This window comes from Albidovulum salinarum (genome assembly GCF_025673475.1).
GTDB classification, from domain to species: Bacteria; Pseudomonadota; Alphaproteobacteria; order Rhodobacterales; family Rhodobacteraceae; genus Albidovulum; species Albidovulum salinarum.
The window spans coordinates 1-16,035 of record NZ_JAOVQO010000014.1; the positions used below are offsets into that span (position 1 = coordinate 1).

12 protein-coding genes are annotated in these 16,035 nt (G+C 62.0%); 3 read left to right on the forward strand and 9 right to left on the reverse strand.

The window, feature by feature from the left end; genetic code table 11:
• Positions 1-239, forward strand: a 239-nt coding sequence (locus tag OEZ60_RS14725) for an ATP-binding protein (RefSeq protein ID WP_263337735.1), incomplete at its 5' end; no start/stop codon positions are given.
• Between the two features lie 37 nt (positions 240-276).
• On the opposite strand, the gene OEZ60_RS14730 is transcribed toward OEZ60_RS14725, so the two are convergent.
• From OEZ60_RS14730 to OEZ60_RS14765, 8 genes are all read right to left on the reverse strand, one after another.
• Entirely contained in the window at positions 277-585 is a 309-nt protein-coding gene (locus OEZ60_RS14730; protein WP_263337737.1) for a hypothetical protein, read from the reverse strand.
• Entirely contained in the window at positions 575-2,437 is a 1,863-nt protein-coding gene (locus OEZ60_RS14735) for a phospholipase D family protein (protein ID WP_263337740.1), read from the reverse strand. Before OEZ60_RS14735 ends, OEZ60_RS14730 begins: the two co-directional genes overlap by 11 nt.
• Positions 2,427-3,605, reverse strand: a complete 1,179-nt coding sequence (locus OEZ60_RS14740) for a DUF6361 family protein (RefSeq protein WP_263337743.1) — start codon at positions 3,603-3,605, stop codon at positions 2,427-2,429. The genes OEZ60_RS14735 and OEZ60_RS14740 overlap by 11 nt, the downstream gene beginning before the upstream one ends.
• 4 nt (positions 3,606-3,609) lie before the next feature.
• Positions 3,610-7,014 carry a UvrD-helicase domain-containing protein gene (locus tag OEZ60_RS14745; protein WP_263337745.1) on the reverse strand — a complete coding sequence of 1,135 codons (3,405 nt, stop codon included), beginning with the start codon at positions 7,012-7,014 and terminating at the stop codon, positions 3,610-3,612.
• Positions 7,011-9,665 carry a PD-(D/E)XK nuclease family protein gene (locus OEZ60_RS14750; RefSeq protein ID WP_263337747.1) on the reverse strand — a complete coding sequence of 885 codons (2,655 nt, stop codon included), beginning with the start codon at positions 9,663-9,665 and terminating at the stop codon, positions 7,011-7,013. The genes OEZ60_RS14745 and OEZ60_RS14750 overlap by 4 nt, the downstream gene beginning before the upstream one ends.
• A gap of 154 nt (positions 9,666-9,819) precedes the next feature.
• A complete protein-coding gene (locus OEZ60_RS14755) occupies positions 9,820-11,754 on the reverse strand; it encodes an Hsp70 family protein (RefSeq protein WP_263337750.1) in 1,935 nt (644 codons plus the stop codon).
• The gene (locus tag OEZ60_RS14760; protein WP_263337753.1) at positions 11,751-12,809 is read right to left on the reverse strand and encodes a hypothetical protein; all 1,059 of its coding nucleotides are present in this window, start codon (positions 12,807-12,809) and stop codon (positions 11,751-11,753) included. Before OEZ60_RS14760 ends, OEZ60_RS14755 begins: the two co-directional genes overlap by 4 nt.
• On the reverse strand, positions 12,773-13,921 hold the full coding sequence (locus OEZ60_RS14765) for a hypothetical protein (RefSeq protein WP_263337755.1): 1,149 nt from the start codon (positions 13,919-13,921) through the stop codon (positions 12,773-12,775). Before OEZ60_RS14765 ends, OEZ60_RS14760 begins: the two co-directional genes overlap by 37 nt.
• 153 nt (positions 13,922-14,074) lie before the next feature.
• On the opposite strand from OEZ60_RS14765, the gene OEZ60_RS14770 reads away from it, so the two are divergent.
• Positions 14,075-14,401, forward strand: a complete 327-nt coding sequence (locus OEZ60_RS14770; RefSeq protein ID WP_263337758.1) for a helix-turn-helix domain-containing protein — start codon at positions 14,075-14,077, stop codon at positions 14,399-14,401.
• Positions 14,402-14,478: 77 nt separating this feature from the next.
• Here the strand turns inward: OEZ60_RS14770 and OEZ60_RS14775 are convergent, their stop codons facing one another.
• The gene (locus tag OEZ60_RS14775; RefSeq protein ID WP_263337760.1) at positions 14,479-15,156 is read right to left on the reverse strand and encodes an XRE family transcriptional regulator; all 678 of its coding nucleotides are present in this window, start codon (positions 15,154-15,156) and stop codon (positions 14,479-14,481) included.
• A 112-nt stretch (positions 15,157-15,268) separates the two neighbouring features.
• On the opposite strand from OEZ60_RS14775, the gene OEZ60_RS14780 reads away from it, so the two are divergent.
• Positions 15,269-15,952, forward strand: a complete 684-nt coding sequence (locus OEZ60_RS14780) for a hypothetical protein (RefSeq protein ID WP_263337762.1) — start codon at positions 15,269-15,271, stop codon at positions 15,950-15,952.
• Positions 15,953-16,035 lie beyond the last annotated feature (83 nt).

Consider the following 16,035-nt stretch of genomic DNA (forward strand, 5'->3'; position numbering starts at 1 on the left):
TCCTGGACGAACTCGGCTATCTTCCGTTCGCCCAGACCGGCGGCCAGCTCCTGTTCCATCTGATCAGCAAGCTCTACGAGCGGACCTCGATCATCGTCACGACCAACCTGGCGTTCGGCGAATGGCCTACCGTCTTCGGCGACGCAAAAATGACCACCGCACTCCTCGACCGGCTCACACACCATTGCGAGATCGTCGAGACCGGCAACGAAAGCTGGCGCTTCAAAAACCGGGCGTAACACCAAGCCGCAACCACGCAGGCCCGCCGCCGCTGCGTTACATGAGGACTACGCAGCGCCGGGCCAGCTCAGCACCAAGGGGGTCAATCTTGGACGCCGATACGGGGTCACGATTGGATGCGGATTGACAGATCCGTTCGGTGCTGTCCCAAAGGTGCTCGATCATGCGAGCGATGACCCCGCGCGCTACCATCGTCTTGCCGAGGCCAACTTCGTCGGCGACCAGGAACTGGCTGACAGGGTCGTCGTCGCCGTAGAGACGATCGAAGACATAATCGACGGTGCGTCGCTGAAAGACCTTGAGAGGAGCGAGCGCCGCGTCGGCGCGGAACCGTTCATTCGCCATGCGCGGCATCCTGCGCAGCGAGCGCAATTCGAAAGGTGTTCCACAGCGCGCGGAACTCGGCGGGGATCGGATCGGTATCGGAAAAGGTATCGTCGCCGGTTTCTAGGCGTGCGATTAGCCGTTCTATCGCGCGGAGCTGGTCGCCGCCTTGGCAGAACGCCCGGACCATCTCTTCGAGGATCGGCGCGTCGTCGCTTGCCGCTCGCCAAGCGCCTTGACCGGAACCGTCCTGCGCCGCCAGAGCGGCGGCGAAGGGATCGCCCAATTCTGAGAGGAGAAGCCGCAAATAGCGAAAGAAAGCGTCCCTGCTATCGATGACCCAGCGCAGGATAGCGGCGTGGCGCTCTGCGGGCAGCCCATCCATTTTGAGCCCAGTGCTAAACAGGATAGAGAAGTCTTCCTCCTCATCCGTCAGGTGACAGGAGAGGAATCGGGTGAGGTCGACCAACGGCATCGCGCCAAGGTCAGCGGGCTGTCCTTGCCGAAGCAGCTCCAGCACGGAGTGCGCATGCCCTTCGCCCCGTGTGATCGGCCAAACGCGCAAGGCCCCAATCCCAACAAGCGGAAGCGGTTCGGTTGGTACAAGCCAGACCCGCCACGCCGAAGCGCCATCGTTGGTTGGCTCGCCACGCTCGCAACGGAGCTTCAGGCCACTGCGGCATATCTCGCGCCGCGCCAAATCCAAACGCGCTTCGGCTGCCCGTTGCGCCGCATCGGCAGCGCTCATCTCGTTGCGGGCGAAAGGCCGCGTCAGCCTGCCGAACCCCTTGTCGCCGAGGATTTCGTCAACGCTCCCGACCCGCGAACGCTTCCCTGTCAGTGTAGCAAATATCTCTACATTTTTGCCGGTCAGCAGCGCTGGCCGCGTGGCGTTTCCCGAACCGATCGTGATCGCAGTGTCCCATCCGCGCTCAGCGATGAACGCCTTGGCGTGAAGCCCTTGCAAGGCCGTGCCATCTTCCTCCTCGCCGTCTTCCGTCGCCGCCATTTCGTCGAGCACTGCAACGCCAGCAAAGCCATCCAGCGTGGCATCGGAAACTTGTGCGAGTTCGTCGGACCGCCCGATGAAGGAGGGTTTTTCGGCGCTGGCCAAGCCGGCGAGCATCGACAGAGTCTGATCATCGCAGAAGGGTGACACTACGCCCAGCCGTGCACAGGGTTCCGGGCGCCAAGGCTTTCCACCGAGTCCATTGACCGAGAAGGTGACGCTCTGGAACGGTTCGGGCAGAGTCCATTCGGCGCGCCGGATGTCTGCTGCGAGTTCATCGACCAGTGTATTCGTGCCCTCTGGAGCGCCTGCGGTCGTAAGGTTGGGGAGCTGTCGGAGAAAATCGGCAAGCGGGCGGTTGATAGCTTTGGGCTGCTTGGTGATCACGCCGTCTAGGGTGGCTGCAAGATCCCAGGAGCGATCACGTGTCAGGTTCCGAGAGAGAATAAGTAAACGTACGCGCGTTGGTTCGTCGGAGCGCAGCGGCGTGAAACGCAATGCCCACATCTTGGGATGGAAGGCTCCGCCTTTAGGTGCGGCGACCTCGACCACGATGCGTTCGAGCAGCGAGCACAGGCGGGAGTGTGGTCGGGCACTGGCTTGGATATGTCCTGCGTCGGTGAAGACGACGAGGCGGCCAGAGATGCGCTCGGCGCCCTCTAGAAGCGCCAGGGGGTGAGAGAGTATGTCGTCGCGATTTTCTGCTGCGAAGAGCGCCAGACTGACCGGTACCGCGAGCGCGGTCTCGAAGTCGAGCGAGAAGGTCGTGGCGACCGCCGCATCGAATACATAGCCTGCGGGCGGCTGCAGATTGGCGCCGTAGAGTGTTCTCTGCTCGGGATCGAGGCTGCGCCTATTCAGCATGCGCGAGGTCCCGGAGATGTGATTTTGCCTGCGCCCAGCGGAAGCTGAGGCGTTCTGCACCCGATGCACCTGTCCAGCGGTCGCGCACGGCATGATTGGCGTAGCGGGACTGGCTGGTCTTGAGCCGGCGTTCACGTTCCTCGACAAGCTGTCGCCCTGCGGGCGACGAAAACACTTGCTCCGGCCCGGCCAGAACCAACTCGCGCCACTCGGTCACGAAGCGCTTGGCGGCCGGTCGGACAGCGTGCGCCGGATGCTCCACGATATTCCAGAAATCATCGAGCGACCACGTACGGACGGCGCCCAGATCGAGTTCGTCGCTCCAGACTTCAAGCCGCTCGCGATAGGAGTCGATCCAATCATCGCGCTGGCGCAGCTCGCTGAGCGCGAGGTTGTACAGCAGAGAGGCGCCGTGCATCAAATGGGAGAAGATCTCCCCATGCTGGACGAGGCGCCGAGCGGGGGTCGGAAACGCCGAAAGATGAGGATGCGTCCAGATCTGGTCGCAGTCCGCGTCGATGCCTTCGCGCGCAAGCATCGTGAGTAGCGAGTTCGGCTGACTGGCGACCAGCCGATCGATTAGGAACTGCGCCTCGTCAGTGCTCAGTTGGAAGACGGCGCGTTCGAGCAGGTCTCCTGGCATCTGCGGCAAGGCCGGATTCCAGACGGCGGGAACCTGTGCGCCGGCCAACGAGTCTTCGCTGCTGGATGCGATGCGCGAACGGCCTCGGCCGCGCAACGCCACGAACAGGCTGTCGATGGAACCGGGAAAGACCCGAATCGCCCACGCGCCAAGCCCGGCCCAATAAACCGAACTCGGGAGCCGCTGGAGACGCGGCCCAGCATCGCGACCGATGATGCCATTGGTCTCGCCGCCAGCTTTCAAGGCGTCGGCAAGCCGAATTTCCGCGTCGCGCGCCTGAGCGCGGAGCTGCGACTCGGTGCCGTCGCGTCTTTCCAGATCCCGAAACAGCCAGGGAATGAACAACATGTACCTCAGGCGAGTCTGGATAGTGCTCGTGCCGGGAAAAAGATGATCGGCGATGGAATCCCGGATCGCGCCAAGCCCCAGCTCATCGCGAGTCTCGCGCTCTTGGAATAGCGCCATGATGCGCTGCGCCCGCTGACGCTCGGCTTCATCGAAATCAATCCAAGCAAGAGACGACATATACTCAGGCCGTCTCGCTCTCTGGAGACTTCGTCGGCAGAACGGGGATTACGATGCCCGAAGTCATCAGCACGATCAGTCCGCGCTCTGCGCCAGTCATGTCGAGATAGGCGCGGACCTGGGCTCGATAGTGATCGAGCGTTTGAACGTCGGGGTTCACGTCGCTTTTCCAGTCGACAACCACCACCGGCCTGCCATCCTCGTCAACAGTCAAGGCGTCGGCAATCCCTGCCCGAGCGGTCTCGACGCCATCAGACACATCTGCGCTATAGACAGGAAACTCAGCCAAAAGATCGGGTCTCAGGGCCGCAATGTCGGGGAGGGTCAGGGTTCGGGCAACACAGGCCGCCATTTCCTCAGCTGAGAGTCCCGTCGCCGGGTCTGCGGCCTGAGATCGGCCAAGGGCGCCGACTAGGTCGGCCGCCCGTTCCGTCAGGGCGGCTTCCGCCTCTAGGATTTCGCCGGTCAGCACTTCCTCCATGAGCTTGTGGAGGATCAGCCCGCGCTCCCGGCCGCCCTGCACGAGTGCCGCGGCCTCCATCTCTGGAGCCTGGTCATCAGCCGACCCCATCCAGAGCGCAGGGCCTTCCGCTTCCCGCCGCACGGTCCCGGCGGCGTTTTCGTCTCGGCTGGGAACAAGCCAGGTCAGCCGCGCCTGTGCGGCGGCAATGATCTCGGCTTCCGCGGCGAAGCTCGTGCGCGTCTGGGTATTGCCAGCGTCCACCCCTGCGGTCGTGAGGCTGGCAGGCAGGTGGGATACGTCCAAGCTAGGCAGGTCCGCGAGCGAAAGATCGACTAGACCGATCCAGGCCGTTTTCGATGGCGTGGCGTCGAGCCGGGGTAGGACGAGGAGTTCGCGGGCGCGAGTGGCTGCTACATACCAGAGCCGGATGCGTTCGCGGTCCAGCTCCTCCTTCTCCGTCTGGCGCGCGGCTTCATAGCCCTCGGGCGTGACGCCCAGGACCGGGCAATAGAAAGTCTCGGACTCGCGGTCGATGACAGCACTGTCGGGCGCCATGACGCCGGTCATGGTGTTGATCGGAATGACGATCGGCCATTCCAGCCCCTTGGCCGCGTGCATGGTAAAGAGTGCGACGGCTTCCTCCTGCGCGTCGGGCCGTCCCTCAACAGCGCGGGCCTCGTCGGACCACGCCGCGGCCATCGCCTCGGCAAAAGCGCGCAGGCCGCGCACGTTGTAGCCGGTCGACAAACTGAGATAGAGATCGACATTGGCGAGCGCACGTTCGGCTTGCCCGCGATGACGCTCAAGGAGGAGCGGACGGACGCGCATCACGTCCACGGCCTGCGAGAGCAGTGCGTGCGGCGTCGTGCTGTTGCCGCGACGGGAGAGCGATTGCAGCCGCTCGATGATCTCGCGCGCGAGCGGGTGCGCGATGACGGCTGGGTCGATGCTGAGATCCAGGCGCGGAATCCGATCCGGCTGTTCCTCCGAGCGCGGAAGAGCCCAGACAATGTCCAGCAATTCTTCTTCAGTGAGACCGACCAGAGGTCCCCGTAGCAGCGCACCGAGTGCCAGCGTGTCGCGGCGATCAGCCAGAACACGCGTCAGCGCGATGAGATCCTGGATCTCCTGGCGGCGGAACAGACCCTTGCCGGCCTGCGTCGCGACGGGGATGCCGCGGCGCTCTAGGGCTTCCTCATAGCGCCACAGCTCGGCGCCGGTAGGCGCCAGCAAGGCGATGTCGCCCGGTTGGCAGGGACGCTCCGCGCCGTTGCGACGGTCGATGATAGAATGGCTTTCGATCAGCCTGGCGCACAGATCGGCGACGGCGTCCGCTTCTGCGTCGCGCTGCTGTTCGGCGCTGGCTTTTCCATTTTCGTTGGCCGCGGCGATGTCGAGGGCCGCGACGCACAGGCCGCCCCGATCGTCATGGAACGGGTCGAGAGCGGTGAAACCCGGCTGGCCGCCGGCCGAGAGCACTGCCTCGAAGCGCTCGTTTACGAAGGTGAGGATTGAGGCGCGGGAGCGGAAGTTGGTAGAGATAGACAGGAGGCTCTCGGGGTCCTGGGCGCGGAAGACGTCTCGTGCCAGCAAATAGGCTCCGACGTCGGCTCCCCGGAATCGATAGATTGCCTGCTTCGGGTCGCCGACCAGGAAAAGCGCGCCCGGCCGGATCCGGAAGCGGGTCCAATCGTCATTGCCATCGGCCGGTTCGCCGCATAGTCGCCAGAAGATCTCGGTTTGAAGAGGATCGGTGTCCTGGAATTCGTCGACCAGGACATGGGCGAAACGCTGCCCCAGCGCCCGGCGCACAGCATCGTGGTCGCGTAGTAGGTTACGTGCGGCAAAAATTAGATCGTCGAAATCGAGCTGGGCGCTGGCGCGCTTGTGGTCGCGATAGCGTTGCAGGATGGGGCGTGCTTCGCCGATCAGCGCCGTGAGTGCATGGCCGGCGGCCGCCTGCACGAGCGCAACCCAGGCTTCGCAGCAAGCGGTGTAGTGGGTCTCCGCGGCATCGTTGAACCGATCGCCGTCAGCTTTTGAGAGGCCTGCCTGCTTGGCTGCGGTGGCCCATTTGCCCTTCTTGCGATAGGAGGCGAACGTGCCTGCCTTGGTGCAAAGGTCCGGGTGCGGCCGTGAAGTCAGGAGGTGGACGAGGCCTGCAGGCGCTACGGGATCGGGACCGTTCGCCAAGGCTGCGACCATTTCGGACAGCCGCTCGACGATCGTTACCGTTTCCGGCTCGGCTGCCGCCAAACCATCCATGAAGCCTGCAAAATCCGCAGCGGCCTTCCGGAAAGCCGCTAGGTGGTCGTCAAGCGGGGAAACGGGCGGGGCCGCGAGCGTGGGGCGGCGGCGCAGGTTTTCGGCGATCTTGTGGATCAGCGCCACGGTCTCGCCGGGGCTGTGAAGTACCATTTCGGCCAAGATGCCGTCCTGGCCGTCGGACAGGCGTTCGCGCAGGTAGCCATCGATAATCTCGAGGAAGGTGAGATCTGCCTGATTGCGATCCATTACGCCAGCGCCGGGATCGATATCAGCCTCCGCTGGATAGGGCTTGATTAGGCGCTGGCAGAAGCCGTGGATGGTTGAGCATGTGATTTCGTCGAGCGCCGCTCTGGCGGCGGCGAGATTGTCGCGATGGTGCTGTGTCAGCCCATTTGGGAACGCCACGCGTAGTTCGGTTGCGATCATGCCGTCCGCGAGGTCGGCGACGAACTCGCGGACACGCGACAGCAGCTCGCTCGCGGCGAGTTCGGTAAAGGTGACGGCGGCGATAGAACGCGGCACGACGCCTTCGGCCAGCATGGCAGCGATGCGGCCGGCCATTACGGCGGTTTTCCCTGAACCCGCGCCAGCTTCGACCAGAATTGAACGATCATGAAAGCTGATCGCATTGCGGCGTGCGCCGTCGTCCTTCAGCTCTTTGGACACGCTGCTTGTCATTGCGCCTCCCACACCTGCGCGACTTCTCCCAAACGCTCCGTCGCGGCTGGCATTTTGCGTCTGCAATAGGTGGCGCTGGCATTGGCTGGCAGGGCGAAGGCGAGCTCGTCATAATCGCCGCCGGTATCCGGGCCAGGCAGGGCTGCGCCGCTGGCGAAACTCGCCCGTGCTGCACGCAGATAGCCTGTGATCTCTGCGAGCACGGCTTCGGGATCGTCGAGTTTAAGATCGACGGCCTCGCGCGGATAGAGCAGCGAGGCGCTGATGGCGACGTCATCGCCGAGGAGTGCCTTCACCGCGAAGGCATAGAGGCAGCGTTGAAGCTCCCGCCCCCCGTTCAGGCGGACCTCACTCCGCGGTGGGCGGCCTGTCTTGTAGTCGCGTACCAGCGCACGCTTTCCGTCGCCGGAGACGTCGAGCCGGTCGATATAACCGGCGATGTTGAAGCCCGTGTCAGGAATCGTGACCGGCGTGCTCGCATCCCAAGGTGTTTCTGTGTCGGATTTCGGCTGTGATCCACCGAAGGGCACCTCACCGTAGGACCGTGCGCCCGGCAGTGGATCATCGCCATAGGACAGGGCTCGGCCCGCCATCACGCGAGCGTCGTCTAGAGTGCGCCGCCAGATGATGGCCGGTGGAACCGGACGCGCGCTTTCCCAGTCGGCGGCAACAGCCTCCGTGGCCTCTGCCACCGCCACATCGATGGCTTTCGTGCTGGCGGAAACGAGGCCGCCTCCGATTTCGAGTTTGCGCAAAGCGCGCTCGAGGACCATGTGGACGAGATCGCCGATCCCGAGTGCATCGAGCACAAGCGGCTCTGCGCTGCTTTGTGGTTCACGCCATCCAAACGCATAGACCCAGATAAAGCTAAGCGGATTGCGCAGCAGACGACGCAAAGAGCTGGCCGATTGGGTGCGGTCGAGGATTGCCTGAACGAGTGGATGACCGGCGCGCACGAGCCCGTCATGGGGGGTGATCTCCCCCTGCCGCCAGTCGCGCCAGCAGATTCGTGCGCTGACCGCTTGGGGATCTGAGGCGAACTCCTCCGGTCGGGCCAAAAGGCGGTCAGTTTCGCTGAAGGCGCGCGCCGGCGTCGCGTTGCGGCGTAGATAGGTTTCGTCGCCATGTGCGGCGAGGAGAGGACTACGCCCGAAAAGGCGTCCGTCGCTGTCGCGCCGAGCGCGTGAGAGGACGACTTCGTCGACCGTCGTGGCGAGTATCGTCTCGAAGTCCCGGCGGTCGGCGAGGTTTACGGGAAGCGGGTCTAGAACGGGGGTTGGGATGATATGGTCGGGGATCAGCCGATCTTCGGCAATCCCGCGCGGCCAGCGAGACGAATTTAGCCCGAGCAGCCGTACGAAGCGGCGAGGCGACGATGCAAGCGCGCTGGCCGGCGTCCACACAACGCAGACGCACGCTTCAAGTCCGTCGTCCTGTTTCATTGTCTCCAGTGTCGCGTCGATCGAGGCAGCAGGACCAGCGAGTAGAGCCTTGCGCCAGATCGCCAGTGCTCTGCCGTTGAGGAAGGCCTCTCCGATTTCGCCGGCGGCCTCCGGTCCTTTCGTCAGAGTCTCGACCGCTGCGCGCAGCGCCGGCGCATGCTCGGAGCGGTCGGGCCAGTCTTCCGGTGCCAACCGAGCTAGCAGACGGTTCCAAACGCCCGGTGTGGAGAGCGGCGCGTCCGTCGGCAGGACTCTCAGCCAACCTGTGGGCAAGGTCTCGAATGGCCCGTTGTCCCCGCAGAGCGCCGCGAGGCGCCGCAGTCGCGATTGTGACAGGCCGCGGACCACGATGTCGGCAAGCGCTGCGGCTGTCTGGCCATCGCGAGTGGTGACGGTGCGGACGCCGTGGACGAAGTGCAGGTCGATATTGGCGTCGGCGCGCAGGGCCAGGAAATAATCGTCATAGTCAGCGGTCGACGCAGTCGCGATTGCGATCTCAGAGGCCGAGACGCCCGAGGCCAGTAGGTTTCGCGCCCAGCGCATCGCCTCAATGGTTTCGTGATAAGCAGTCGCCGCGCTGATGGAACTGATCTCTGGCTTCCGCGCCGGTGAGCGCGCGACCTCGACACCCGTGCCGTTCAGCCATGCGGGAACCTCTCTCGGGCCGGCCGTCCACTGCACGGGGATATGGTCGGTGAGAGCCTGAAGCAGCGGCCGCCAGCAGCCCGAGAGTTCGGTAGGCCCGGCGATCTCCAATGGGCCGAGGACCGCAGGCGCATGAGCGATGCGGGCGGTCGCGGCTGCAACGATGTCGAGGGGTCGCATCATGCCGGGCGGAAGGCGGTCGAGGATGGCTGCTTCCAGGCGTGCGATAGCGGCGAGACGCGGATGGTCGGCCGCGTGCGAGGCAAGATCGATGCCAGCGCGCCAGGCTTTGTGGAGCGTGTCGGCCGCCGCGTCGATCATTCCGGGGAGTGCCTTGATGCTCTCGAGCTCTCCCATCGGCGTAGCGGGTAGGGCCGCCTGGATGGCCGCTCGCAGGCTCTCGGCGTCGATTGGGCGAGCGAAACCGCCCGCAAGGCGAACAGCTGCTTGCTCGAACGTCATGACCTGCAGGCCGTGTCGCCTGTTTCGGGCTGCTGCTATGCGGCTTTCCCGCATGGCGAGGCGACCGTGAACCACCAAAGTGGAGCGATAGGCAAGAGTCATGCCTGAACTCCTTCCGCTTGCCCTGTTTCATCGCAGAGTTCCGTCGATCTCGTCATAGATCGTTCGCACGACCGCCTTGCAGCGTCGTAGTTCGGCTCGACTCGGTGGTTGGGGTTGTACTTCGACACGCGAAAACGCTTTCTCGGTTCCCCTCCTAGAAGGTGCGGTTGATGCCAGAGTTTTTTTGGCCCCGTTGCCTTGGACGCTCAAACCCGCAGTAGTTCGGGCTTTCCAAGCATGCGTGAATAGGACCCTCGGCCTTCATCTGCGAAATGTTTCTCTTGCAGCGAGGGCAGGGCACGTAGAAATAACGCTCTTCATGCTGGCGTGGGGTGGCCGCGTTGCTTCTGATGTCGAAGTAGCCCGGACGCCACTTCTCAATAATGTCGCCGGGGACAAATTTCCAAAGGTCCCCAACGGTCTGAGTGCGTTCATCAAACCTTGCGACATTGGTTCTCTGATAGAGATTGGTATGGGCCAAGGCTCCCACTTGACCAATTGGGCCAGGCTTCCCTCCAGAGCCAAGCTCGTCACCCTGTTGATCCGAGGAGGCTGCCTCGGCCAGAGACAGACCGAACTCGAGGTCGTGGAATTCCTCCGAAGCCTCGGCACCGCGTCCCGTAGACTTGAGACTAACTCGTGCGACGTAATCATGATCGATCTGCAGGTTGCATTCGATCCGTTCGAGCAATGGCTGTGCTTTGGGGTCAACGTTGACTTTAACGACGCAGAGGGAGCGTCGGGGATCATTCGGTGAGGTCTTTCCGAGCTTTACCGGCTTCGCGACCTCCACCACGGCGATGCCCTCTCGGGGATCAACGCAAAATAGGCGCGTGTTGGCGACGTTCTGCGTTTCGTTCTCGATCGGAAGAGGCCACCCCGCATCGACGAGAGAGTGGTATGTGCCCTGGCCCGATGTATCCGCGACAAGAATTTCGATCGGTTTAGACAGCTTGAGCCGGAGCCCATCATTCGCGATCCAAGCTGCGCCTTCGGCGATGATGCGATCTCCATTTTCGAGTCGCGGAACCCTTCCCACGAACCTTTCCGTCAGGCCATCCCGAATTGCGGGCATGTTGACCATCCCGCCAGTTGCCAGGCAGAGTTCGATGTCCTGGTAAGTCAGCTGCGCCTGCTCGAGTATCTCATCAATCCGAGCTAGCCCGCGCGCGACGATGCCAGAGCTAAGTTCCTCGAGTTCCGTACGGGTTACCGATGCAAGGAGGTTTTTCCCGGGCCCATCCACCTTCAGGTAGTTCCGCACGATCACGTCTTCGGTGTCGACCTTGGGATCAGACAAATGAATCTTCAGAATTTCGCACTGGTGCAGCAGCTTCGCTGCCATTCCCGGTTGCTCCAGAGCTGTGATGTCTTCCAAGGCATGCGCAGAAGCATGCTTTTCGCGCAGGTAATTTCGTAGACGTTCGTCGAACTTATCGCCGCCGACTTCGTTATCACCAAGATTTCTGACCTGCATGATCGCACCACCAGTGATGCGGCAGAGGGTCAAGTCGAGGGTACCGCCACCCCAATCGAAAACCAGGATGGACCTTCCTTCGAGGCGCGCCAGCTCACGGCCAAGGTCAGGTTGGGCACGAATGTGAGCGTAAAGAGCAGCCACTGGCTCATGAACGAACTGCACAACACCAATGCCGGCTTTCCGCGCCGCTTCGCGGAGGGCTCGACGCTCAGGCCCTCCGAAGTCGACGGGGATGGTGAAGACCGCTCGCGCGAGATCATGCGCAGGTGCTCCTCCGCGTGCTATGGATGCGTCGGCTTTCAAGTGTCTGAGGACTTCGGCCACAGCGTCGGTAGGCTCAACGGGTCTCCCGTCTACAAAGATCGGACCGTCGCGCCTAAGGGACATTTTCGGAGATCGAACGAAGCCTGGTGGGGCGCCACTTTCGGTGATGTCCATATTCTCGCGGGCTTCGCGTCCAACCACGATGTCCGAGCCTCGGTACCAGATGACTGAAGGGTGAGGACGACGGGTAACCTGATCTACGAGCGCCAGAGCTCGACCCCCGACAGAGACCGCCGCAAGACTGTTCGTCGTTCCAAAGTCTATACCAAATATGGTCTCACTCATTCCTTAGCCTCTTCAATTACTGACAGGGCAGCCTTCACACGTCGAAGCGCAGTTCCCGGTGCTGGAGGCTCGATTTCGAGGGCGTCAATGGCATCCGCGAGCAGCGGTCCCAGTCGTTCGCCTAGGAGAACCTTCTGCTCCGCTTTGGTCTCCGTCAGATCATGACCCCAGTGATGGCGTTCAGCGGCAAGGGTCTGATCCAACTGCGCTATCTTGGTCTCCTGATCGGAGATCGTCTTCTTTGCATCTTCTAGGTCTGAGCGAAGCTTTTCGAGCTTTCGGTTCGCATCGTCGAGGCGAAAGCGAAGATCGTTTGAAATGTTCCTCTCGCGGGCCTGTTCGTCTTCCGCGGCCTTGACCATCTGGTCGCCCAGTGCTGCAATTGCTGCAGCAATCCGAAGCTCACCAGGCCTTCCCCTCTGAACGGCTCGCTGAGCTACGCGCGTAGCAGCCTTTAGATCTTTGAAGAGGACTGGACAAAGTTGCTCCGCAACCTGCCAAGTCCTGAGCTTCCGTTTCTCGACAAGCCAGCAGATGGCCAGCCGAAGAAGATTTTCGGCGCGTTTCTTATCCTCCTTCTTTTCTGAGCTCAGGCCTACAGAGAGTTCACGCAGAATGGATTTGAAGATGCGCCCTGCATCGTGGTCTTGGGGGTCGAAAGCTTCTCCGAGTTGCTCCTTAAGGCGCGACTGGGCGGCTCCCCACACCCACGCATCGACTGGGTCCGGCGGCGAGGCTTGGGCCATCAAACCCCAGAGACGCTCCACCTCGGGGTCCTTGGTCGGCATGAGCTTGGCTGCCGCCTCTTGGTCCGCGTGGCGGAAGCGCTTCACATCATTCTTGCGAAGAACCTTGAAGAACGCGGACGGGCTCGCACGATCCTCGCCAAAGTAGCCCACAAGCGTGGGCGGAAGTTCAACTTCATCGGACGAGGTATCGTTGGCGCGATCCGGCCCCTCTGCTGGCTTTTCGGTATTCGTGCTCTCAGCCTTGGTTCCTGGCTTATCTTCTCTCTCGGTCACGTTGATGCTTGCTCCAGGTATTTGCTTGCCCATCGGCTGAAGGGATAGATTTCGGCGATCTGTGTTAGTGGTTCCAAGGCGCTGTCTGTCGAGCCAAGTCGCCACGCTGATGCGGCCCAAATAGCGAAAGCCTTCTGGTGATCAGTTGCGTCGAGTAGATCGGAGTGCGCGAGCGCTCTGCACTCGTCATCCAGGATGGGGCTCCATCTGGGTTGTGCTGTGAGATGTTTGGAAAGTTCAAGCATGCGCCCTGTCCCGTGATCGATCGGGCAGACCGGGCGCCGTGCGTCGCTTTCGAGACGGCGCGTCAGGCTTGCCGAGCTAGGATCCGATAGTAGCTCGATCGCGAGGTCGAGCTCCCAATATCCCGTGCGTTCTCCGCCATTCTCGAAGTCGTTCAACGAGAAGCGTATGATGCAGGTAATCAATTTTGCGAGGGGGCTCGGGAAATCCTTCAGAATATCGAGTGCGCGACCATAGAGTTCACGATAGCGAGAGAATGGAGTGGTGAGGTTTTCGCCTTGGGGGCGCTCTTTGATCAGAATGCCGAGACAATAATCAGCCAAACCGGACGCATATTCCTTGCCCGGTCCCTGGGTCCTCTTGTCCGCGAGGAAGGAGCCAATCGAGTTTCTGGTAATCGATTCTGCTACCAGTATTTCTCTAAATGCTTCCTCCACTCGCTTGAGATCCGCTTTCTCCGCAATTCGGAAAGAAAAGCCATATTGAGTTACAACGGGTGTCGCTCTTTCCTCTGTCGCATTGACCAATTCGAGCTTTAGCTCCGCTTGTGAGGTCTCGGCGACAATCTTCTTGAGTCTATCTATGGAGACCTGCTCTGGCTCGGCACCGTCGAGGCAGACCATGGCGTGGCTCGTGTTCGCTACAGCAATTTCTGGCAATGCGAGTGGCGATCGAAGGACGGCATGGGCACTTGGTTCGCGGCCGCGCATCATGATGAACGGCCGCTCTACGCGATGTTTGGCGTAGACATGGTCGTGGAAAACAGACTGGCTCGGAAAAAGTGATGCGCAGAAAGGACAGGAGAAGCTAGGCTCTTTCGGTGGCCCGGGATCAGGAGTCCTTTCGGTGCCCTCATAGAAGGCATCGAGGTCACCTTCGCGGATCCAGCCGACAGTGGGCATGCTGACCTCTCACGTCGCGACAGTCTTCGTTGTGCAGAGGGGGCTTGGCCCCGTCCATCCAGCTTCATCATTGAACATCAATGGCATAAGGCGTATCACTTCGCATATCCGCGAACAAGCGGATTGACAGGGAGAGCAAGCGATGAACCGGCCATGTCCGCCGACGGTGTGACCTTCGGCCAGGCGATTTCGAAGGCCCGCAAGGCAATCGGATTCAGCCAGAAGGAGCTCGCAGCGCGTGTGATGAAAGAAGAGGCCGGCGGGTCGATCTCTCCACAGTACCTCAACGACATCGAGCACGATCGACGCAGCCCCAGCTCGGGCCATCTGATCCGCCAGTTCTCCGGGATCCTGAATATACCGCAGGACTACCTCTTCGCACTCGCGGGTAGGCTGCCCGACGACTTAAGACCCAACACAACCGACCCGGACAAGGTGGTGAAAGCCTTCGCAGTTCTTAGGAGGACGCTGAAAGAGTGATGAGCGTTCGCCTCGTGAAGAAATTTGGTTAGTTAGAGCTCGGGTAAACGCTCGCGGCCGCCACAGATGCCGGGCCGCTATATTTCTCGAGCAAACCAGCGGATACGGCCGACGATGTGAATCTCGTCGGCCGTTCTTTCGTATTCGGGATAGTGCTTGTTGTCGGAGATGACCCGCACGGCGGGCGGATCGCTGTTGGGGATGTGCTCGAGCCGCTTGGCCACCAGGCCGATCCCGTCGTCAAGCACAAAGATGCCGGGCGGATTGGGCGCGCGGCGCGTCATGTCGACAAGAACGGTGTCGCCCTCCAGCAAGGTCGGCTCCATGCTGTCGCCCTCCACATGCATGATGCGCAGCTGAGACGGGCTGGCCTTGAGGCTGCCCTTTATCCAGGAACGGCGGAAGTGGTATGCGCGGCCGGCCGGTTCATGGTCCAAGGTGACCACCGTACCACCGCCCATTGAGGGGCGCGGGCTGGCGTGTGCGATTGCGACGAAGGTCTCGTCGGGGTTCGCAACAAACGGCGGCTCGCCCTCAACTTCGCCGATGCCGTGGATCAACCAGTCCCGGTCGACTTTCAGGACGCGCGCGACTTCGGCCAGCTTGTCGATACCGGGGCGGGCGGACCGTCCGCGCAGGATGTCGTAGACGAAGGAGCGGTTGACCTCAGCCATTTCGGCGACGTGCGCGGGTGTCAGGCCGAGTTGGTCGGCACGGGCGCGCAAGCGGTCGGCCAGTGTATGCTGCTCGGACATGATTTCCCCAAGGGGCTGTGGATGAATTAGGATAAAACAGGATTGAAGCGGATGGGTCAAGGGGCTAGAACAAAACCTAAACAAACGTACATGGGGAATCGGGTGCGGCCGGATGGAGATCGAGAAGTCGTATTTCACCGTGCCGGAGATCCTCGAGCGCTGGTCCATGTCCGAGGCAGACCTCGTTTACCTCGCCGAGAACGACCAGCTGACGCTGTCGATCAGGGTGTTCAACCTGCCCCTCGAGTTCGGTGATTATGAGGAAACGCAGGAGGGTGAGCGCTTCCCTGTCCCTTGGGAGCAGGGCCGCTTCAACGGCCTTCTTGACCTGAACGCCCACGACGTCTTTCAGCTGTTCCGACATGGCGAAGTGCTGTCCGGCCACTTCCGGTCACCACGTGCCGACTACGCTTGCCTTACCGGAACGCGCGAACACATTACCATCCGTAAGCGAGACCTGCTGGTGAGGCGCGAAGAGCGCGATCGCTTCGAGGCTGAGACAGGCTTTGCCGGCGCTGCTGCGGGCCCACGACCAGGCGCCTTCCATGCCTCTGCCGATTACCAGGATATCCGCTGCAACGGGCAGCATTTCAGACTGGGCGCCATCCAGGCGCAGGTCGTACGCGCCCTCCATGAGGCCGCGACTCGTGGTGAGCCATGGCAGAGCGGCAAGGCGATTCTCGCCGCCGCGGGCTCGCGCAGCCTCAAGATGTCGGACGTCTTCAAGTCAAAGAGGAACTGGCGTCTCCTGATCGAGTCGAATGGCCGTGGTGCCTACCGCCTCTCCGGGCTCTGATCCCGTTTCGTTGCTCCGGCTCATCCCATTCCTTCGGTGGGATGCGCAGGGGGATGAGGGTGGGATAGTGATCCCCGACGGAT